The sequence below is a fragment of the Janthinobacterium sp. SUN206 genome (assembly GCF_030587305.1).
Taxonomy (GTDB): Bacteria; Pseudomonadota; Gammaproteobacteria; order Burkholderiales; family Burkholderiaceae_D; genus Janthinobacterium; species Janthinobacterium kumbetense.
This window is the reverse complement of the sequence record NZ_JAPWIB010000005.1, coordinates 473,507-493,553: the sequence shown is the minus strand read 5'-3', so window position 1 is coordinate 493,553 and position 20,047 is coordinate 473,507. Positions and strand designations below refer to the sequence as shown.

At 64.5% G+C, this 20,047-nt stretch carries 14 protein-coding genes and 1 tRNA gene; all 15 read right to left on the bottom strand.

What is annotated here, in order from left to right; all coding sequences use genetic code 11:
- Positions 1-33: 33 nt before the first annotated feature.
- The 15 genes from O3300_RS25535 to O3300_RS25465 all read right to left on the bottom strand — a co-directional run bounded on the left by O3300_RS25535 (position 34) and on the right by O3300_RS25465 (position 20,014).
- Positions 34-1,926 (bottom strand): ATP-binding cassette domain-containing protein, encoded by a 1,893-nt coding sequence (locus O3300_RS25535; RefSeq protein WP_305054476.1) that lies wholly within the window; start codon positions 1,924-1,926, stop codon positions 34-36.
- A 172-nt stretch (positions 1,927-2,098) separates the two neighbouring features.
- Positions 2,099-2,173, bottom strand: a tRNA-Arg gene (locus O3300_RS25530).
- Positions 2,174-2,244: 71 nt separating this feature from the next.
- Entirely contained in the window at positions 2,245-3,312 is a 1,068-nt protein-coding gene (locus tag O3300_RS25525) for a hypothetical protein (protein WP_305054475.1), read from the bottom strand.
- Between the two features lie 8 nt (positions 3,313-3,320).
- Positions 3,321-4,688 (bottom strand): MBOAT family protein, encoded by a 1,368-nt coding sequence (locus tag O3300_RS25520; RefSeq protein ID WP_354669673.1) that lies wholly within the window; start codon positions 4,686-4,688, stop codon positions 3,321-3,323.
- 340 nt (positions 4,689-5,028) lie between these two features.
- Positions 5,029-5,802: a PEP_CTERM-anchored TLD domain-containing protein gene (locus tag O3300_RS25515; RefSeq protein ID WP_305054474.1), complete on the bottom strand. Its 774-nt coding sequence runs from the start codon at positions 5,800-5,802 to the stop codon at positions 5,029-5,031.
- A gap of 119 nt (positions 5,803-5,921) precedes the next feature.
- On the bottom strand, positions 5,922-6,314 hold the full coding sequence (locus O3300_RS25510; RefSeq protein ID WP_099665086.1) for a RidA family protein: 393 nt from the start codon (positions 6,312-6,314) through the stop codon (positions 5,922-5,924).
- Between the two features lie 17 nt (positions 6,315-6,331).
- On the bottom strand, positions 6,332-7,492 hold the full coding sequence (locus O3300_RS25505) for an acyl-CoA dehydrogenase family protein (RefSeq protein ID WP_305054473.1): 1,161 nt from the start codon (positions 7,490-7,492) through the stop codon (positions 6,332-6,334).
- A gap of 1 nt (position 7,493) precedes the next feature.
- Positions 7,494-8,348, bottom strand: a complete 855-nt coding sequence (locus O3300_RS25500; RefSeq protein ID WP_305054472.1) for an enoyl-CoA hydratase family protein — start codon at positions 8,346-8,348, stop codon at positions 7,494-7,496.
- Positions 8,349-8,350: 2 nt separating this feature from the next.
- On the bottom strand, positions 8,351-8,863 hold the full coding sequence (locus O3300_RS25495) for a MarR family winged helix-turn-helix transcriptional regulator (RefSeq protein ID WP_289913501.1): 513 nt from the start codon (positions 8,861-8,863) through the stop codon (positions 8,351-8,353).
- A 13-nt stretch (positions 8,864-8,876) separates the two neighbouring features.
- Positions 8,877-9,665 carry an SDR family NAD(P)-dependent oxidoreductase gene (locus O3300_RS25490; RefSeq protein WP_305054471.1) on the bottom strand — a complete coding sequence of 263 codons (789 nt, stop codon included), beginning with the start codon at positions 9,663-9,665 and terminating at the stop codon, positions 8,877-8,879.
- Between the two features lies 1 nt (position 9,666).
- Complete coding sequence (locus O3300_RS25485; RefSeq protein ID WP_305054470.1) at positions 9,667-12,054, bottom strand: bifunctional salicylyl-CoA 5-hydroxylase/oxidoreductase; 2,388 nt, start codon at positions 12,052-12,054, stop codon at positions 9,667-9,669.
- The gene (locus tag O3300_RS25480; RefSeq protein ID WP_305054469.1) at positions 12,051-13,670 is read right to left on the bottom strand and encodes an AMP-binding protein; all 1,620 of its coding nucleotides are present in this window, start codon (positions 13,668-13,670) and stop codon (positions 12,051-12,053) included. The genes O3300_RS25485 and O3300_RS25480 overlap by 4 nt, the downstream gene beginning before the upstream one ends.
- A gap of 93 nt (positions 13,671-13,763) precedes the next feature.
- Entirely contained in the window at positions 13,764-14,474 is a 711-nt protein-coding gene (locus O3300_RS25475; RefSeq protein ID WP_077400918.1) for a response regulator, read from the bottom strand.
- An 86-nt stretch (positions 14,475-14,560) separates the two neighbouring features.
- Positions 14,561-18,739, bottom strand: a complete 4,179-nt coding sequence (locus O3300_RS25470; protein ID WP_305054468.1) for a two-component regulator propeller domain-containing protein — start codon at positions 18,737-18,739, stop codon at positions 14,561-14,563.
- Between the two features lie 105 nt (positions 18,740-18,844).
- Positions 18,845-20,014, bottom strand: coding sequence for a patatin-like phospholipase family protein (locus O3300_RS25465; protein ID WP_034751717.1), 1,170 nt, complete (start codon positions 20,012-20,014; stop codon positions 18,845-18,847).
- Between the last annotated feature and the right edge of the window lie 33 nt (positions 20,015-20,047).

Sequence of the window (20,047 nt, the reverse complement as noted above, 5' to 3'; positions counted from 1 at the left end):
TGACTTAATTACAACAGGGTATGCAAAAAAGCATCAGCTATTCGCGCGCACCTCGATCTGCTCCCACTTTTCCAGCGCTTCCAGCAGTTCGCCTTCGATCTCGGCCACGCGCGCATTCAGGCGCTTGCCTTCGGCTGGCGTCTTCTTGTAGAAGTCCGGATGCGACAGTTCGGCGGCCAGCACCGATTGCTCGTCTTCCAGCTTGGCGATCAGTTTCGGCAACTCTTCCAGCTCACGCTGTTCCTTGTAGCTGAGCTTTTTCTGCTTGGCGGCCGGCGCGGCAGCCTCGACCTTCACGGCCGGCTTGCTGGCTGGCGCCGTGGCGATCGGCAAGGTGCGCACGCGCTCCCAGTCCGTGTAGCCGCCGACGAATTCGCGCCACTTGCCCTCGCCTTCGGCGACGATCACCTGCGTGACCACGTTGTCGAGGAAGGTGCGGTCATGGCTGACGAGGAAGACGGTGCCCGTGTATTCTTCCAGCAACTCTTCCAGCAATTCCAGGGTATCGATATCCAGGTCATTGGTCGGTTCATCGAGCACCAGCACGTTGGCCGGCTTGGCGAACAGACGCGCCAGCAGCAAACGGTTGCGCTCGCCACCGGACAGCGACTTGACGGGCGAACGGGCGCGTTCCGGCGCGAACAGGAAGTCGTTCAGGTACGTCATCACGTGGCGGCGCTGGCCGTTGATCTCGACCCAGTCGCTGCCCGGCGCGATGGTTTCCATCAGGTTCGCCTCTTCGTTCAGCTGCGTGCGCATCTGGTCGAAATACGCCACTTGCAGCTTGGTACCCAGGCGGATGGTGCCCGTATCCGACTGCTCTTCGCCGAGGATCATCTTCAGCAGGGTGGTCTTGCCGGCGCCGTTGGCGCCGATCAGGCCAACCTTGTCGCCGCGCAAGATGGTGGCGCTGAAATCCTTGACAATGACCTTGTCGCCGTAAATCTTGGAGACGTTTTCCAGGTCCGCCACGATCTTGCCCGAGCGTTCGCCGGCCGAGACGTCCAGCTTGACTTGTCCTTGCTGTTCGCGGCGCGCATTGCGCGTCAGGCGCAGCGCTTCCAGGCGGCGCACGCGGCCTTCGTCGCGCACGCGGCGGGCCTTGACGCCCTTGCGTATCCACACTTCTTCCTGCGCCAGGAACTTGTCGAACTTGGCGTTTTCCACTTCTTCGATTTCCAGCTGCTCCGCCTTGCGCACTTGATACGCCGTGAAGTTGCCCGGATACGACAGCAAACGGCCGCGGTCGAGCTCGATGATGCGCGTGGCAACGTTGTCGAGGAAGGAGCGGTCATGGGTAATGAACAGCACGCTGCCCTTGAAGTCGCGCAACAAGCCTTCCAGCCACAGGATGGAGCTGAAGTCCAGATGGTTGGTAGGCTCATCGAGCAGCAGCACGTCGGGCGCCGACACCAGCGCGCGCGCCAGCGCCACGCGCTTCTGCATCCCGCCGGACAGGGTTTTCATGGCCATGTCGCCCGTCAGGTTCAGACGGTCGAGCACGGTTTCCACCTTGTTCGGCAAGCTCCACGCATCGGCCGCATCGAGTTTGACCTGGATGTCGTGCATGCGTTCCATCAGTTCGTCGTCATTGCCCTGGCCAAACTGGCCCGTCAACGCATCGTATTCCTTCAGCCACGCCTGCGATTCGCCCATGCCGGACGCGACGGCGTCGAACACGGACATTTCCGGGTCGAATTGCGGTTCCTGCTCCACATACGCGATCTTGATGCCTTGTTGCATTACCAATAAGCCGTCATCGAGCTTGAACTTGCCCGAAATAACCTTCAACAGCGACGATTTACCCGTGCCATTGCGGCCGATCAAGCCGACCCGCTCCGAGGTTTCCAGTGAAAATTCCGCGTGATCGAGCAGCGCGACGTGACCGAACGCAAGTTGCGCCGATGAAAGAGAAATGACAGCCATAATGAGTAAGAGTGCTCGGGCGCCGTCTCGCGCACACCGCGTGGTGTGCAAAACAGCCGCCGATTGGATGAATGAAGCACGCATTGTACCGATAACTCGGACTTCAATCGCCATCGACCAGTAATTACCGCCTGGATGATCACAGGCTGCCGACGCGCGTTGCGTGGAAACGTGGTGTCGCCAGCAGGAATCGAACCTGCATTTAAGTCTTAGGAGGACCTTGTACTATCCATTGTACGATGGCGACACGCGCAGCGGCATTATACAGGCTAGTTCCTGCCATTGACAGTCCGGCAGCACGTGCGTGGGACAGGCGCCTCAGTGCCCTGCCACCTGGCGCAATGGCGCCGGCAACGCAGGCGATGCCGAAGGCAACAAGGGCAGGATTTGCTGCGCCGCCAGATCGTGCGCCACCGGGTTCCAGTGGCCGTCCATCGGCAGGAAATCCATGCGCTCGCGCTGTTGCGCCCAATGGCGCGCGAATACCGGCTGCATGTCCACCACCTGATGGCCGTGTCGCAGGGCAGTCTCGATGAAAAATGCGCGATCGCCCGCTTTCCAGTTGGGTACCGCCTTCTGCGGCGCATACAGCATGTTCCGGTCCGCGTCGACCAGGAAGATAAAGCGCGTATCGTCAGCGCCGCCCAGCGCGCGCAATTGCGTCATGTAGTACTCGAGCGCAGCGGCGCGGCGTGCATCAGGTGCGCTGGCGGCCGGCTCCTGCGCCACGACAGGAGGACTGCGGCGCAACTGGCTCATCAACCAGTCAGGAAATTTCAAGTTGTAATAGATATAACGGGCCAGGGCCGAATAGGCGACCAGCCGCTTGGCCTTGGACTCGACATAGGGAACATGCACCATCCTGATATCGTTCCCTTCGCTGACAAACATGCTATGGCCCCGCTGCGCCGGCGCCAGGATGTCGAGCATGTCCATCGGCTCGACAAACATCACCACCGTGCGCGGATGCAGCTGCGCACGCGTATGACGGAACACTTCCAGCGCGTCGGCAAAGCCGTTGCCCGAGGCAGAGGCGGCATACACGCCGCCGCCCAGGGCTTGACTCAGCCGGCCTTGCAGGGTTTCCGGGTATTCCAGCATCAGGCTTTCGATAAAGCTGTCGCCGATGACAAGCACGGCCGCGCCATCCTTGAAATCGGGGGAGTTGGTAAAGCCCTGCCGATTCGTCCGGCCATGCCGGGCATTCGCCATGGCCCAGCCGTGCGAATACACGTAGTCCTGCTGCGGCAGATAACGGGCATACGGACGCTGCTCGCTGCTCTGCTCCATGCGCAATCCGGACACCACCGGCATGCATTGCAGGAACGCTTCCAACGCCAGTGCCGTGACCAGCACACCCAGGCCTATCGCAAATATGGAGCGCATATGATTTGTCAGAAATTAAAGTACAAGAATTCAGAAACGCCACGCGTCTCGCTAATTGCCAGCAAGACCAGGCAAAGCATCAACATGGCCCCCAGCAAGACGCTGCCCCGGCCACTGTCCAGGCGCTGCTCCGTCGACAGGCGCAAGCCTCGCCCCAGCAGCTCATACACGTTCGGCAGGAAGAAAACGATGGCGGCGCAGACGCCCAGCCACCACAGGCAGGAACTCAGCTGCATGATGCGGTTCACGCCCAGCATGCTTTCCTGCATGGCGGGCGTCAGCGTGCCGCCGCCCATGGCTTGCAGCACGTCCAGCGCCACCTCGAGGGAACTGGCGCGAAAAAACACCCAGGCCAGCACCACGGCAAAAAAGGTCGCCAGTGCGCCGCCGGCCCGTATCGCCAGGTTGCTGCGCTGGCCCAGCAGATGGCGCAAGGCATGGTTGACGATCAGATAAGCGCCGTGCAAGCAGCCCCAGACCACAAAGGTCCAGTTGGCGCCGTGCCACAGTCCGCCCAGCAGCATCGTGATCAGGAGGTTGCGGTAACGCAAGAATCCGCCCTTGCGGTTCCCGCCCAAGGGGATATACAGATAATCGCGCAGGAAATTGGACAGCGTGATGTGCCAGCGGCGCCAGAAATCGATGATGGAGGTCGCCTTGTATGGCGAGAGAAAGTTAATCGGCAAGATAATGCCGAACATATAGGACAAGCCATACGCCATGTCGCAGTAGGCCGAAAAGTCGAAATACAGCTGGAACGTATAGGCCAGCGCACCGGCCCATGCCTCCAGCATGCTCAAATGGGCGTGATGGAGGTCGAAGACGGGTGCGACGTAGCGCGCGATGCCATCGGCCAAGATGACTTTCTTGAACAGGCCAATCGTGAAGAATGTTAGGCCGACGATCAGGCGCCCGCGGCTGAAGACATGCGATTCGGCCTGCACGAACTGCGGCATCATCTCCTTGTGATGCAGAATCGGACCGGCGATCAGGTGCGGAAAGTAGGTGACGAACAAACCATAGCTTTCTGGCTGGTAATCCTTGACCTTGCCGGCGTGGCAATCGACCAGGTAGGCGATTTGCGTAAAGGTGAAAAACGAGATGCCGATCGGCAGGGTAATCCCCAGCGGCTGGAATGTCGCCCCCGTCAGGGTGGCAATATTGCTGATAAAAAAATCAAAATACTTGAAAAACACCAGCAGCGACAAATTGAAGGCGAGTCCGAGCCACAGCCAGTGCTTTGCCTCGCGCTTGCGGCCCGTCTCTTGACGTTTCGAAACGACTCGGCCAATGCTGAAGTTACAGCAGATTGACAGCAGCAACAGCGGCAGGTAGGCGACATCCCAGTAGCTATAGAATGCAAGCGAGGCCAGCAACAGGAAAATTATGGATAGCCGCAGCGAGTATTTTGACAGGAGAAAGTATCCCAGCAACGCCAACGGCAAGAACACCAGAAAGAACGGAAATGAATTAAATAACACGGTGCAATTCCATAAAGTTGCTTATACGTAACGCGTTGGCAGCCAGCAATGGCAAGTTTATGCTTTTAACGCTGATATTTGTTTATTATTATTCTGAACATGGTGACGAGACGAACTCTTGCCCGCACAACGTGCGGGCATGCGCCGGACTGCCACGGCCAGGCGCGCCGTCGCCGTCAGCCATTCCTGCACACCATTTCCCGCCACGCTGCCGAACCCGTACCAGCGTCCTGCCTTATTTGTGACCCATGGTGGCAAACGGCGGCACGCTGAATTTCCTGCGCCGCGCGACGCCTGCACCAACCAGCAACAAGCCGGCCAGCATGAGTTGCAACATCGCGGGCTCGGGCACGGCGCTGACGCTAAATACTTGCATGGCGCCAAACGTGACGTTCGGATAGGAGCCATACGGCGCGCCATCGAGCAAGCTTGCGCCAAAGATGCCATTGACCGGGTCGATGTACGAATAGCGCGAAGAAATGCCATTGGTGCTCAGGTCCGCCGACATGCCCAGGTCGGCGCCGATGCCGAACGTGGGGCCGGCGTCGATATCATTGAAGGTTTGATACGCCCCCACCGAGTCCAGCGCATAGGTTTTCGGCGTCTGCCGGAAGTACTGGCCCGACGTCAGGTTGAAGATGAAGGCCGTGCGGTCGCGGTCTTCCGGCGTCATGTTGTAGGTACCCGACGAATTCCAGCTTTGCGGGTTGTAGCCGCCCACCAGCCAGGTCTGGCCGGCGGCGTTGCTCGCCTGCATCACGGAAAACGTGCGTCCCTTGCCGTCGGCGGCCAGGTGGAAGTCGCGCGAGGTGTCGCCCGCCGACTTCGTGTAGATGGCCGTCAGCGCCAGCGGCCCTTCGCCCAGCCAGGCGGACAGCTGCGCTTCCTGCGCGCCGTTGAGCAAGGATTGCGCCGAGGCGACAGGAACGCTGCCGATGCACAGCAAGGCACCGGCGAGCAAGGTGACGGGCCGCACCGCCTTGATTTTCAGCATGATTTGTTGTTGCATCGCTCCCCCTGTATATATGCCGCGAATTTTCGGCATATCAATATAGCACAGGGTGATATATTAATTGCATTAATTTATTTCCATTGAAATGCAGTTAAGGCAATAGTTTATTGTAGCCATCATGGCGGCAGCACCGCCGTCACCTCGATTTCCACCCTGGCGCGATCCTCGATCAGGCCAGCCACCTGCACGGCCGTCATGGCTGGAAAATGCTTGCCGATCAGCTCGCGGTACGCCACGCCGATTTGCGGATACGCCGCCACATACTCCTTCTTGTCGAGCACATACCAGTTCATGCGCACGATATGCTCGGGCAAGGCGCCCGCCTCCGCCAGCACGGCGACGATATTCTGCAAGGCCTGGCGCACCTGCCCCGCAAAATCGTCCGTATGGAACCGGCCCTGCGCATCCCAGCCTATCATGCCGCTGACGTACACCGTGCGTCCGCTGGCGGCCACGCCATTTGCATAGCCGCGCGGCCTGGCCCATCCCGGTGGTTGCAGCACTTGCATTGCGTTCTCCTGGTTATTCATACATGTCCCGCCTCGCGCAGCAGTTCGCGCGCGATGATCAATTGCTGTACTTCGCTGGCGCCCTCATAGATGCGCAAGGCGCGGATTTCACGGTACAGGCGCTCGACCGGATGATCGCTGACCACGCCCATGCCGCCGAACAGCTGCACGGCCGCGTCGATCACCTGCTGCGCCGTTTCCGTGGCCGTCAGCTTGGCCATGGCCGCTTCCTTCGTCACCTTGCGGCCCTGGTCGCGCTGCCAGGCGGCGCGGTAGGTCAGCAAGGCAGCCGCCTCGATGCCGGTGGCCATCTGCGCTAATTTTGCCTGCGTCAGCTGGAAGTCCGCCAGGGTCTGGCCGAACATCTGGCGCGCCATGGCGTGGCGCAGCGCCTCGTCAAGGGCGCGCCGCGCAAAGCCCAGCGCGGCGGCGGCCACCGACGTGCGGAACACGTCCAGCGTGGCCATCGCCACCTTGAAACCCTGTCCCGCCTCGCCCAGGCGCTGCGTGGCGGGCACGCGGCAGGCATTGAAACGCAGGCGCGCCAGCGGGTGCGGCGCGATCACCGCGATGCGCTCGGCGATTTCCAGGCCGGGATTGTCCGCGTCGACGATGAAGGCGCTGATGCCGCGCGCGCCCGGCGCCTCGCCCGTGCGCGCGAACACCACGTAAAAATCGGCGATGCCGCCGTTCGAGATCCACGTCTTTTCGCCATCGAGCACGTAGTCGTCGCCATCGCGGCGCGCCGCGCACGCCATGGCCGCCACGTCGGAGCCAGCCTGCGGCTCGGACAGGGCAAAGGCGGCGATGCGCTTGCCGCTGGCCACGTCCGGCAAATAGCGCGCCTTGTTGTCGGCGCTGCCGAACAGGCCGATGGCGCCGGAACCGAGTCCCTGCATGGCGAAGGCGAAATCGGCCAGGCCGTTGTGGCGCGCCAGGGTTTCGCGCATCAGGCAAATGGCGCGCGTGTCGATCTTGCCATCGGTGCCCGTGGCGTATGCCAGCCAGCCGCCCTGCCCCAGTTGCGCCACCAGCGCGCGGCAGGCGGCATCGACATCGGCGCCATGGGCTTCCTGCAGGTGCTGCGCGGCCCAGGCATCGAGTTCGCGTTCAAGTTCGGCATGCCGCGCTTCGAAAAACGGCCAGTCCAGGTAAGTTATATCACGCGTGCTGCTCATGTCAGTCGCCCTCGAATTGCGGTTTTTCTTTCGCCACGAAGGCGTGATAGGCGCGGTGGAAATCGTTGGTGGCCATGCAGATGGCCTGCGCCTGGGCTTCCGCCTCGATGGCTTCATCGACGCCCATGTTCCACTCCTGCTGCAGCATTTTTTTCGTCATGCCATGCGCGAAGGTGGGCCCGCCGGCCAGGCCGGCGGCGAACAGCTGCGCCGCCTCGGCCAGCTCCCCGGGTTCGACCAGGCGGTTGAACCAGCCCCAGCGCTCGGCCTCGCTTCCAGGCAGGGAGCGCCCCGTGTACAGCAATTCTGCGGCGCGGCCCTGGCCAATCACGCGCGGCAGCAAGGCGCAGGCACCCATGTCGCAGCCGGCCAGGCCCACGCGGGTAAACAAAAAGGCCGTCTTGCTGCGCGCCGTGCCGATGCGGATATCGGAGGCCAGCGCCAGCATGGCGCCGGCGCCCGCACAAATGCCGTCGATGGCGGCGACGATGGGTTGCGGACAGGCGCGCATGGCTTTCACCACGTCGCCCGTCATGCGGGTAAACGCCAGCAGGCCGGGCATGTCGAGCTGCGTCAGGGGACCGATGATGTCGTGCACGTCGCCGCCCGAACAGAAATTGTCGCCGCTGCCCGTGATGACCACAGCCTTCACATCGTCCGCATGCGCCAGCGCGCGGAACAGCTCGCGCAGCTCCGCATACGAATCGAAGGTGAGCGGATTCTTGCGCTCGGGCCGGTGCAAGGTCAGGGTGGCGACGCCTGCGTCGACGGAAAATAGAAAATGCCGCGCGGCGTACCCGGCCAGGCTGGCGCGGTTGCCTGGCAGGTCTTGCGGCTGGCCGGGTAGATGGCGCATGCTCAATCCTTTAGGGGGGTGTTATTCAACTGCTGCTTCATGTGCGACAGCAGGTCGATTAATCGGGTTTTGTCGTCCGGTGTCACGCCGTGCAGCAGTTCGGCGATCCAGCCTTCGTGCACGCGCGCCATTTCGTCGAACGCGCGCCGGCCCGCCGGCGTCAGCTTGACGCTGTACGAGCGGCGGTCCTTCGGATCGACCACGCGCGCCACCAGTTTTTCCTGCTCCAGCTGGTCGGTGATGCCCGTGATATTGCCGCCCGTGACCATCATGCGCTTGGACAGTTCGCCCATGCGTAGACCTTCGGGAAAGCGTTCCAGCTGCGCCATCAAGTCGAAGCGGGGCAAGGTGATGCCGAAGGTGGCGCGCAGGCGCGTGCGCACCTCGTTTTCAATCTTGACCGTGCACGAGAGCATGCGCAGCCACAGCTTGAGCGACTGGTGGTGATCCTGCGTCAACCGGCTGGCCAGATCCAGCACGGGTTCGTCCTGCACATTGTCGGGTTCTTTATCCATGGTCTTCATTCCGTTACATGACTTCACCGCCGGCGACGGCGATCGATTGTCCATTCATGGCGGCCGACGTGGGCAGGCATAGCCACGCCACCGCATCGGCCACTTCGCGCGGCTGCACCAGCCGCTGCTGCGGATTGCTGGCCGCCAGTTCCGCGCGCGCCGCATCTTCGCCGCACCCCGTCTTGCGCACGATATTCTGCACGGCCTGGGCCACCATGTCCGTTTCCGTGTAGCCGGGGCAGACGGCGTTGACGGTGACGCCGCGCGGCGCCACTTCCAGCGCCAGCGCGCGCGTCAGGCCGATCACGCCATGCTTGGCGGCGACGTAGGCGCTGACGTAGCGGTAGCCTTTCAAGCCCGCCGTCGACGCCACGTTGACGATGCGTCCCCAGCCCGCTTCCAGCATGCCCGGCATGGCCGCCTGGCAGCAGTGGAACACGCCCGTCAGGTTCACGGCCAGCATCTGCTGCCAGATGGCGGTATCCGTCTTGCCGAAAGGCGCCGCATGCGCCTGGCCCGCGTTATTGATCAAGATATCGATGCGGCCGAAATGCGCGGCGGCCTGCGCGAAACCCGCCTGCACGGACGCTTCCACGGCCACATCGAGCACACAGATGGCCACCCTGCCCGCATGGCCCTCTTCTTCCAGCTGCATGCGCGCGCGCGCCAGCCGCGCGCCGTCGCGCCCGGCCAGGGTGACGCGGGCGCCCGCGTCCAGCAACGCGCCCGCGCAGGCCAGGCCGATGCCGCTGCCGGCGCCCGTCACCAACGCATGCCTGTCGATTATCGCTTGCGTCTTCATGTCATCCTTCCAGCAGCCGCGCGGCTACCTGTTGCGGGGTGAGACCCGTATTGGCGGCCGCCAGCTGGCGCTCGCGCTGCAGATTGCGTTCCAGCTGCTGCTGGCCCGGCCGGTACTGTTTCGGCCAGACAGCTCCGGCGCCGCTGTAGCCGATGCGCGCCGTCTCCGTCAGGGTCCAGGCCGGGTTGGCCAGGTGCGGCCGGCCCACGGCGCACAGGTCGGCGCGCCCGGCGGCGATGATGCTGTTGGCGTGGTCGGCTTCAAAAATCGAGCCGACGGCCATACTGGCGATGCCCGCCTCGTTGCGCACGCGGTCAGCGAACGGCGCCTGGAACATGCGCCCGTAGACTGGCTGTTCGAGCTTGCTGACCTGACCCGAGGAGCAGTCGATCAGGTCGGCGCCCGCCTGCTTGAACAGGCGCGCGATGACGACGGCATCGTCGGGCGTGATGCCGCCATCGACCCAGTCGTGGGCCGAGATGCGCACGCTCATGGGTTTATCCTGCGGCCAGGCGGCGCGCATGGCGCGGAACACGCGCAGCGGATAGCGGCAGCGGTTTTCCAGGCTGCCGCCATATTCATCCGTGCGGCGGTTGGTCAGCGGCGAGATAAAACTCGACAGCAGATAGCCGTGCGCGCAATGCAGCTCCAGCCAGTCGAAACCGGCGACGGCCGCCGCCAGGGTGGCGCGCACGAAATCCTGCTCGATGCGCGCCAGGTCGCTTTCCGTGGCCGCACGCGCCACCTGCGACACGCCGGCCAGGTATTGCTGCTCCGAGGCCGAGATCAGCGGCCAGTTACCCTCTTTCAAGGGCAGGTCGATGCCATCCCACATGGGCCGCGTCGAGCCTTTCGCCCCCGCGTGGCCCAGCTGCAGGGCGATCTTCGCATCGCTGTTCGCATGCACGACATCGACGATGCGGCGCCAGGCCTGCGTGTGCGCTTCGCTGTACATGCCCGGGCAGGCGGGCGTGATGCGCGCATCGGCCGACACGCACGTCATCTCGGCAAATACCAGCCCCGCGCCGCCCATGGCGCGTGCACCCAGGTGCATCAGATGGTAGTCGCCCGCCACGCCATCGACGGCGCTGTACTGCGCCATCGGCGAGACGGCGATGCGGTTTTTCAGCAGCACGCTGCGCAAGCGGAATGGCGTGAGCATGGGCGGCAAGGCCTCGTCCAGCATCGCCACGCCAGCCTGCTCGCCCGCGCGCCGCGCCAGCCATCGCTCGTAATCGGCCACGTAGGCAGGGTCGCGCAGGCGCAGGTTTTCATGCGAGATGCGCTGGCTGCGCGTGAGCATGGAATAGGCGAACTGCGGCGCTTCCATGGCGCTGTAGCGCTCGACGTTTTCAAACCATTCCATGGAATTGCGCGCCGCGCTCTGGATCTTGAGCACCTCGATGGTGCGCAGCTGCTGGTAGGCGGTCAGCGCAGCATCCGTACCGGCAGCGGCGTCGGCATGCTGGCCGAAACAGCGCGCCAGTTCGATGGCGTCTTCCAGCGCCAGCTTGGTCCCCGAGCCGATGGAGTAATGCGCCGTGTGGGCCGCGTCGCCCATCAGCACGACGGGCACGCCATCCTGGCGGTGCACCCATTGGCGGCAGACGATGCGGGGGAAGGTGATCCACTGGGCCGAGCCGCGCAGGTGCGGCGAATTGCTCAGCAAGCCGTGGCCATCGAGTTCCTCGGCGAACAGGGCTTCGCAAAAGGCGATGCCCTCTTCCTGGCTCATGGCATCGAGGCCCGCCGCACGCCACACATGTTCGGGTGTTTCGACGATGAAGGTCGAGGTCTCGCCGTCATACTGGTAAATATGCGCCTGGAACCAGCCGTGCGGCGTCTGGCGGAAGGCAAACGTGAAGGCCTCGAATTTCTTGCGCGTGCCCAGCCAGACGAAGCGGCAATGGCGCTGGTCGATCTCGGGCTGGTAGCTGGCCGCATAGCGCGTGCGGATACGGCTGTTCAAGCCGTCGCTGGCGATCACCAGGTCGGCGCCGTACTGGCGCGCGATGGCCTGGTCGTCCTGCACTTCCGTCTCGAACACCAGCTGCACGCCAAGTTCCTCGCAGCGCGCCTGCAGGATGTTGAGCAGGCGCTTGCGGCCGATGCCGCAAAAGCCATGGCCGCCGGAGCGCACGGTCTCGCCCTTGAAGTGGATCTCGATATCGTCCCAGTGGTTGAACGCCTGCAGGATGGCGCGCGCCGTCGGCTCGTCCGCGTTGGCCAGGTTGCCCAGGGTCTGGTCGGAAAACACGACGCCCCAGCCAAACGTGTCGTACGGGCGGTTACGCTCGATGACGGTGATGCGGTGCGCGGGGTTCTGCTTTTTCATGAGCAGGCTGAAATACAGGCCGGCGGGGCCGCCGCCGATGCAGACAATATTCATGGAGTGTCCGTACGAAGTTTGAAGCGCTGCAGCTTGCCCGTTTCTGTGCGCGGCAGGGAAGGCAGGAAATGGATGGCGCGCGGGTATTTATACGGGGCGATCTGCAGGCGCACGAAGTCCTGCAGTTCGGCTACCAGCGCATCGCTGGCCTGGCAGCCCTCCTTGAGCACCACGTGCGCCTCGACGATCTGGCCACGCTCGGCGTCGGCGCGCCCGACCACGCCGCATTCGGCCACGGCCGGGTGGCGCAGCAGCGCCTCTTCCACTTCCGGGCCGGCGATGTTGTAGCCGGCCGAAACGATCATGTCGTCGCTGCGCGAGCGGTAATAGAAATAGCCGTCGGCATCCATCTCGAAGGTGTCGCCCGTCAGGTTCCAGCCATTTTGCACATACTCGCGCTGGCGCGGGTCGGACAGGTAGCGGCAGCCGGTGGGGCCTTTTACGGCCAGGCGGCCCGTCACGCCGGGCGGCTGCGGCACCCCTGCGTCATCGACGATGCATGCCTGGTAGCCGGGAATGGCCTTGCCGATGGCGCCGCGACGGATGCCCTCGCCCGTGGCGGAAATGAAGATGTGCAGCATCTCGGTGGCGCCGATGCCGTCCGTCATGGCCAGGCCCGTCGCCGCCTGCCAGGCGTCGCGCGTGGCCAGCGGCAGCGCTTCGCCGGCCGAGACGGACAGGCGCAGGCTGCGCAAGTCGTGGCTGGCCGCCAGGAGCGCCATCTGGCGGTAAAAGGTGGGCGCCGTGAAGCAGATGGTGGCACCGTACGCCTCGATGGCGCGCAGCAAGGCGTCGGGCGTGAGTTTTTCCAGCAGCACGGCGCATGCGCCAAAGCGCAGGGGGAACAGCAGCAAGCCACCGAGGCCGAAGGTGAACGCCAGCGGCGGCGTGCCGATGAAGATATCGTCGGCGCGCACCTGCAGCATGGAGCGGGGAAAGCAGTCGCAGATGGCCAGCAGGTCGCGGTGCATGTGCATGGTGCCTTTGGGGACGCCCGTCGTGCCCGAGGTAAAGCTGATCAGGCAGACGTCGTCGGCCGCCGTATCGCATGCGGCAATGGGCGCATCGTGGGCCGCCATGCGCTGTTCCAGTTCGGCGCCGTCGGCGCCAAAGCACAGCATGGGCGGCAGGGACGCTAGCGCGTCAAGTTCCGCGCGCAAGCCTTGTGCGCACAGCACGGCGTTCACTTCCGCCTTGGCCAGGATGGTGGACAGTTCACGCGCGCGCAGCAGCGGCATGGTGGGCACGGCGATGCAGCCGGCTTTCAGCACGGCCAGCAGGCAGGCGGCCATCATGGGCGTATTCGCGCCGCGCAGCAGCACGCGGTTGCCGGGGATCAGGCGCAGGTCGCTGCGCAGCACGTGGGCGATGCGGTCGACCTGCCGCGCCAGCTGCGCGTACGTCCAGCGCTGGCCGTCGGCAAGGATAGCGGTGCGCCCGCCGCCGCCATTGGCCACGGCGGCATCGAGCAGCGCGGCGACGCAATTGAGGCGCGCCGGATACTGCAGTTCGGGCAAGTCCAGGCACAGCTGCGGCCAGAGTGCGCGCGGCGGCAAATGCGTGCGCGCAAAGTCGTCCTGGGGAGATGCGGTGGTAGGCGAAGGGTCGCTGCTCATGCTCATCCTGGCTGGTAGCGGGCGCGTGCACAAGGCCCGGAAGCAGATACTTTAAACCTAAAGTATTTTCCCGGCAAGCAAAAAACAGCAGATTCAGTCGATCCCGTCCTGTTGCCGCAGCAGGCGCGCCTGCTGCGCCACGCTGCGCGCCAGCGCGGCCAGCGCCGTCTGCATCTGGTCGCCATCGAGCACCGAGGCCTGCAGCAGGGCCATCATCCCGGCTTCCGCGCCATGCAAACCCAGGGTGCGGCAACCGAGGTGCAGCCGTTCGAGCTGCTGGCGCGCCTGGGCCGGCTCGCCGCGCGCCAGCAAGGCGTCGACCTGTTCGCTGGCGGCGACTATCTGCCCCTGGAAGCCCGTCAGATACGCCAGCAGGCGTTCGCTGTCGATGCCCAGCCGCTGCAAGGTGTCGCGCGGCGCCTCGGCCGGCAAGGCCGAGACGTCGAAGCAGGCATCGATATGCTGGCGCACCTGCTCCGGCTGGAAAGGCTTGACGATGTAGCCGGCGGCGCCGGCCTGCACAGCGTCGCGCACCGTGTCCTGATCATTGGCCGACGACACGAGCACCAGCGGCATGGCATCGAGCGCGCTGTCGGAGCGGATTTTCTGCAGCAGTTCCATGCCGGACAGGCGCGGCATGCGCAAGTCGCAGAAGCACAGCGACGGGCGCAAGCCGCCTTCGAGCTGTTCCCACGCCGCCGCGCCATCTTCGGCTTCCACGATATCGTGCACGCCGCAGCTGTCGATCAAATGCATCAATACCATGCGCGACACGACATCATCGTCAACCACCAGTACTTTCATTGCTTTCTCCATTGGCGGCAGCGTCTCGGTGCCTGGCCGTATTCTACCCAGTTTCGCCGCGCGCTCCATGGCCGGCATTGCCTATTTTACATTTCCTTGTCCAAAACAGCTATTTGCGCCAACAGTGCGCGCAATTGCGGCAAATGCAGGGCCACCTGCGTCCAGCGCCCGCCGTCCGCCGCTTCTTCCATTTCCGTGCACAGCATGTGCAGCTGCGTTTCATCGAGGTAGGCGGCGCTGCCCTTCAAACCGTGCAGCAGGCGCCCGGCGTTGTCCTTGTCCTGCGCCGCCAGGGCGTCGTCGAGTTCACGCAAACGCCCTTCCAGGTCGGCGACGAAGGCGACGCGGATGCGCCGTTGCAGTTCGCCGCTGCGGATGGACTGGGAAGGCGCCGCGACGGGAAGTGCCGGCGCGATACCGAACAGGGCGTCGAGTTCGGCCTGTCCCCGCGCCGTGCCGCGCGGCGCGTTCGACGGCATGCGCGGCAACATGAAACCGCGCTGCAGCTGGCGCTCGATGGCGCGCGCCAGCAAGCCATGCAGCACCGCCTCGTCGACGGGTTTGCTGAGGAAATCATCCATGCCGACGCCAAGATAGCGGCTGCGGTCTTCTTCGCTGGCGTTCGCCGTCAGGGCCACGATCATCAATTCCTGGTCGCGCACGGGCTGGTCCGGCCAGCCGCCCACACGGATCAGGCGCGTCGCCGTGGCGCCGTCCATCTCCGGCATGCGCCCATCCATCAGGATCAGGTCATAGCGCGTATGCACGCAAGCCGCCACCGCCAGCACGCCGTTGGCGACCACGTCGACCCGGTGCCCCAGCTCTTCGAGCATGACGCGGATGATGATCTGGTTGGTGGGGAAGTCTTCCGCGCACAGCACGCGCAACTGGTGGCTGTGCGGCGCCAGCGCCACCTGCGGCACCAGCGGCGGCGCCACGCCATCGGCCAGCGGCAAGGTGAAGGCAAAGGTACTGCCCTGCCCCGGCGTGCTGGCCACCTCGATCTGGCCATCCATCAGTTCGACCAGCTGGCGGCAGATCGCCAGGCCCAGTCCCGTGCCGCCGTAGCGCCGCGTAGTGCTGGCGTCGGCCTGCTCGAATTTCTGGAACAGCCGCGCCATGGCCTCGGCATCGATGCCGATGCCGCTGTCGCTGACGGTAAAGCGGATCAGGTTGACCTTGCGTCCGCCGCTGCCGCTGGCCACGCCGGCCCGTTCGACGCTCAGGCTGACGCCACCGCGCTGGGTGAACTTGAAGGCATTGCCGACCAGGTTGACCAGCACCTGGCGCAAGCGGGTCGGGTCGCCCACCACGAAGGGCGGCAGGTCGGGCGCGAAATCGATGGCGAAACCGATGCTGCGCGCGGCAGCCTGCTCCTCGAACAGGGTGACGACCGTCTCGATCGCCGCGCCGAGCGCGAAGTCGATGTTTTCGATACTCAGCTTGCCCGCCTCGATCTTGGAAAAATCGAGCAAGTCATTGATGATCACCAGCAGCGACTGGGCGTTGGCCTGGCCGCGCAGGATCTGCTCGCGCGTGGCGTCGTGCAGCTGCTCGTCGCGCAGGGCAAAGCCCAGCATGCCGATCACGCCGGCCAGCGGCGTGCGCATCTCGTGGCTCATGTTGGCCAGGAATTCCGACTTCTGGCGCGTCGCATCCTCGGCCTTGCGCTTGGCCTGGCGCAGGCTTTCTTCGTTTTTCGTCAGGCTGCTGTTGACTTGCGCCAGCTTTTCCGACTGCGCCAGCACTTCGATTTCCTTGCTCTGCAACTCCGCCGTGCGTTCGCTGACCTGCTTTTCCAGTTCATTCTGCTGATGCCGCAGCGCGCGCACGCGCTGGCGGTACGCGCCATATATGGCGCCCAGCAGCAGCGCCGCCATCAGGGTGCGGAACCACCAGGTTTTCCAGAACGGCGGCAGGATCGTGATGGCCAGGGTGGCGCCGCTCTCGTTCCACACGCCGTCCTTGTTGGCCGCCTTGACGCGAAACACGTAGTTGCCGGCATCGAGGTTGGTGTAGGTGGCAAAGCGCCGCCCCGCATCCGTCATGACCCAGTCCTGGTCGAAGCCTTCGAGCCGGTAGGCGAACATATTGCGCTGGGGCGCGGCGAAATGCAGGGCTGCGAATTCCAGCGAAAAGACACTTTCGCGGCTGGTCAGCACCAGGTTGCGCGTGTGGTCGATCGCCGCCTTGAGCACGTGCGCGAACTCACCGCGGCCGATGGCCACCGGCTTGTTGAATATCTGCAGCTCCGTGATGGCCACCAGCGGCGGCACGCGGTTGTCGTGGATATCCTGCGGCACAAACGCCGTCATGCCGTTGAAGCCGCCGAAATACATGGTGCCATCGGCCGCGCGCAGGGCCGCGCCATCGAAGTACGAGCCTTCCACCGTGCCATCGGCACTGTCGTAATTGCGGAACAGGCCGCTGCGCATGTCGAGCCGCGTGATGCCGCTGTTCGTGCTCAGCCACAGCTGCTCGTTGTCGTCGCCGAGGATGCTGGCGACGGCGTCGTCGGCCATGCCATCCTTGCGCACGAAGCGGCGGAAGCGGATCTCGCCCTTGGCGTCGACGTCCATGCGGTTCAAGCCATTGGCCGTGCCCACCCACAGCACGCCGCGCTTGTCCTCGTGCAGGTAATGCACCTCGTCGTGGCTCAGGCTATGCGGGTTTTGCGGATCGTGGCGGAAATGGCGGAAGTGGCCGCTGGCGCGGTCCAGCAAGTCCAGGCCGTGGAAGGAACCTATCCACAAGCGCCCCTTGCCGTCTTCCAGCACGGGCCGCACCATGTTGTCGGACAAGCTGTTCGGGTTGGCCGGGTCGTGGCGGTAGGTGGTAAAGCGGCGGCTGACGGGGTCGAAGCGGTGCACGCCGCCCCGCGTCGAGACCCACAGCATGCCGCTGCGGTCGCTCACGATATTGCGGATCGTGTCGCTATTCGGGTCGCCGGCGGCAAAGCGCATGGTGAAGAAGCGCCCGAGGGCCGGATCGAAGCGGTGCAAGCCCGTCGAACCGCCCACCCACAGCACGCCGTCCGGCGCCTTGTACAGGGTCGTGACCTGCTCGTCGCGCGACATGCCGGGTGAGCTGCGCAGATCGAACAGCCGCGAGCTGCCGTCGCGCGTGTCGTACAGTTTCAGGCCGCCCTTGGTGGCCAGCCACAGCTTGCCATCGCCCGCATCGGCCACGGCGCGCACTTTTTTGTCCGCCAGCGCGCCCACGTCGCCGGGCGCGCGCGCCATGCGCGAAAAGCCGCCACTGCCCAGGTCGACCCGGCTCACGCCGCTGTACCAGGAGCCGACCCAGAAGGTGCCCGCGCGGTCGCGGTACAAGGACGACAGCTGGTTGTCGGCGACGCTGAATTTGTCGCCCGTCTGATGCCGGTATTGCAGGAAGGTGTCGCTCGCGGGCAGCCAGCGGAACAGGCCGTCGGCATTGCTGCCCAGCCAGACGGTGGCGTCGACATCCTGGTACAGGCTGGCCACGCGGATGGCGGAAAAGCCATGCTTCTCGCCGAAGCGCACGCGCGCCTGCGGCGGCTGGCCGGCGCCGCCCAGGCGCCAGCGCTCGGCGCCGGCCATGGTGCCAATCCACAGGTTCTGCTGGCGGTCGATCAGCAGCGACTGGATCACGTTGTATTTCGAGCCAGGCTCCGTGTCGACGGCAAAATGCTCGAAGCGCTCGCTGCCAGGCGCCAGCATGTCCAGGCCCGTTACCGTGCCGATCCACAGGCGCTGTTGCGCGTCCAGCGCCAGCGCCTTGATTTCATTGTCGCCCAGGCTGTGCGGATTGCCCTCTTCATGGTGCCAGGTGCGGAAGGTGCCCGTGGCCGGGTCGAAATGCTGCAAGCCGTCCGAGGTGGCGATCCAGAAGCCGCGCGCGCCATCGTCGAGGATGGCGTGGATATGCCGGTTGCCGTTGCCGCGCTTGCTCTTTTCGGCCGGAACGTAATGGATGAAGGTCTGGCTGGCGGCGTCGAAGCGGTCCAGCCCATTGTCGGTGCCGATCCACAGCTGGCCCTGGCTATCGACATGCAGCTCGCCCACCCAATTGTCGGCCAGGCTGGTCTTGTCGCCCTCGATATTCTTGTAGACGACCATGCGGTAGCCATCGTAGCGGCTCAGGCCAGACTGGCTGCCGAACCACATATAGCCCTGCCGGTCCTGGGCGATGGCCAGCACCGATTCCTGCGCCAGACCCTGGTCGACGCTGAGCTGGTCGAAACGCAGGGTGGGCGCAGGCGCCGCCGCGGCCGGGACGCCCATCAGCAGAATTAACAGTAAAGCAACATCGCAAACACGTCGAAATACCAGCACAATCGTCCTGTCAAAAAAAACGCGAAAAACCCGCACACCGCTCCAGGGGCCGTCTCAGGAACCAAAGAACGCCAGGACATCATCCTTGCGGGCTTGCGTATCGCGCTGTCCAAGACGGATCAGCTCGTTAGTATACGTCGATTCGAACAATAAATACGATGCCAGCGCCGCGCCGCGCGCTTCGGCCGCGCCGATACCCGACAACATGGTGCGGATGGGGCGGGGCAAACTGCCGATATGCCGGCTGGCGATGGCGTCGAGCCGCTCGGACGGCGCGATGACCAGCAATTCCACGGGCCGCAAGGCCGTCTTGCCCAGCAATTCGGGCGGCAGCATCGACAGGGTCAGGTTGATGCGGTTCAGACGCTCGATGTCGACGGCCAGCCCATCGAGGAAGATCGACGACAGCGCGTGGCCGGCAATCTGCGCCAGGCTCGGGTAGCGTGCCGCTTCGGACGCGGCGGGCGCCGGTTCCGTCATCCGTCCCGCCCCCACCACCAGCACCTTGTTCGCGCCCAGGTGGATCGCCGGCGAGATCGGCGCCAGCTGGCGCATGGAACCGTCGCCGCAGTATTCGCGCTGGCCGCCCACGTACAGGGGCACGGCGGGAAAGATGAAGGGGATGGCGGCCGAGGCGAGCAAGTGCTCCACGCCGATCTGGTCCGGCAGGGCCAGGCGCTGCGTGCGCACCCAGGGCGCGATATCCTCGGCCGTCTGGTAAAACGTCATGTGGCGGCTGCCCGAGTACGACGACGCCGTCACGGCCAGCGCATGCAGCAGGCCGTCGGCCAGGGCCGCGTCCAGGCGCGGCAGGTCGAGCATGCGGTGCAGCAGGCTGACCAGCGGCGTGTTGTCGAGCAGGGAACTGGGCGGCGATGCGTGCCACTGGCGCAGCAGCCAGCCGAACGACAGCAGCGACAGCCAGCGCGCGCCCGAGCGGATCACGCCCAGCGAATCGGCCCGGTAGACTTGCTCGACTTCGATGTGCTGCCACACGTCTAGCAGCTTTTGCACGCCTTCGCCGAAGTTATCGGCACGGCAGGCCAGCGCCGTGGCGTTGATGGCGCCGGCCGAGGTGCCGCAGATGATGTCGAACGGATTGCGCGCCGGCGCCCAGCCCGCTTCCCACAAAATCGCCGAAATCGCCTGCAGCACGCCCACCTGATAGGCGGCACGGGCGCCTCCTCCCGTGAGTATCAAGCCTGTTTTATTTTGCATTCCCATGCCGGCAGATTAGCAGGGTCTTGATACTTTGTG

What these genes read in the sequence shown, in the direction of transcription:
- O3300_RS25535 (WP_305054476.1), bottom strand. Translation starts at nt 1,926, where the DNA reads ATGGCTGTCATTTCTCTTTCATCGGCGCAACTTGCGTTCGGTCACGTC.
- O3300_RS25525 (WP_305054475.1), bottom strand. Translation starts at nt 3,312, where the DNA reads ATGCGCTCCATATTTGCGATAGGCCTGGGTGTGCTGGTCACGGCACTG.
- O3300_RS25515 (WP_305054474.1), bottom strand. Translation starts at nt 5,802, where the DNA reads ATGCAACAACAAATCATGCTGAAAATCAAGGCGGTGCGGCCCGTCACC.
- O3300_RS25510 (WP_099665086.1), bottom strand. Translation starts at nt 6,314, where the DNA reads ATGCAAGTGCTGCAACCACCGGGATGGGCCAGGCCGCGCGGCTATGCA.
- O3300_RS25505 (WP_305054473.1), bottom strand. Translation starts at nt 7,492, where the DNA reads ATGAGCAGCACGCGTGATATAACTTACCTGGACTGGCCGTTTTTCGAA.
- O3300_RS25500 (WP_305054472.1), bottom strand. Translation starts at nt 8,348, where the DNA reads ATGCGCCATCTACCCGGCCAGCCGCAAGACCTGCCAGGCAACCGCGCC.
- O3300_RS25495 (WP_289913501.1), bottom strand. Translation starts at nt 8,863, where the DNA reads ATGGATAAAGAACCCGACAATGTGCAGGACGAACCCGTGCTGGATCTG.
- O3300_RS25490 (WP_305054471.1), bottom strand. Translation starts at nt 9,665, where the DNA reads ATGAAGACGCAAGCGATAATCGACAGGCATGCGTTGGTGACGGGCGCC.
- O3300_RS25485 (WP_305054470.1), bottom strand. Translation starts at nt 12,054, where the DNA reads ATGAATATTGTCTGCATCGGCGGCGGCCCCGCCGGCCTGTATTTCAGC.
- O3300_RS25480 (WP_305054469.1), bottom strand. Translation starts at nt 13,670, where the DNA reads ATGAGCAGCGACCCTTCGCCTACCACCGCATCTCCCCAGGACGACTTT.
- O3300_RS25475 (WP_077400918.1), bottom strand. Translation starts at nt 14,474, where the DNA reads ATGAAAGTACTGGTGGTTGACGATGATGTCGTGTCGCGCATGGTATTG.
- O3300_RS25470 (WP_305054468.1), bottom strand. Translation starts at nt 18,739, where the DNA reads ATGGGCGTCCCGGCCGCGGCGGCGCCTGCGCCCACCCTGCGTTTCGAC.
- O3300_RS25465 (WP_034751717.1), bottom strand. Translation starts at nt 20,014, where the DNA reads ATGGGAATGCAAAATAAAACAGGCTTGATACTCACGGGAGGAGGCGCC.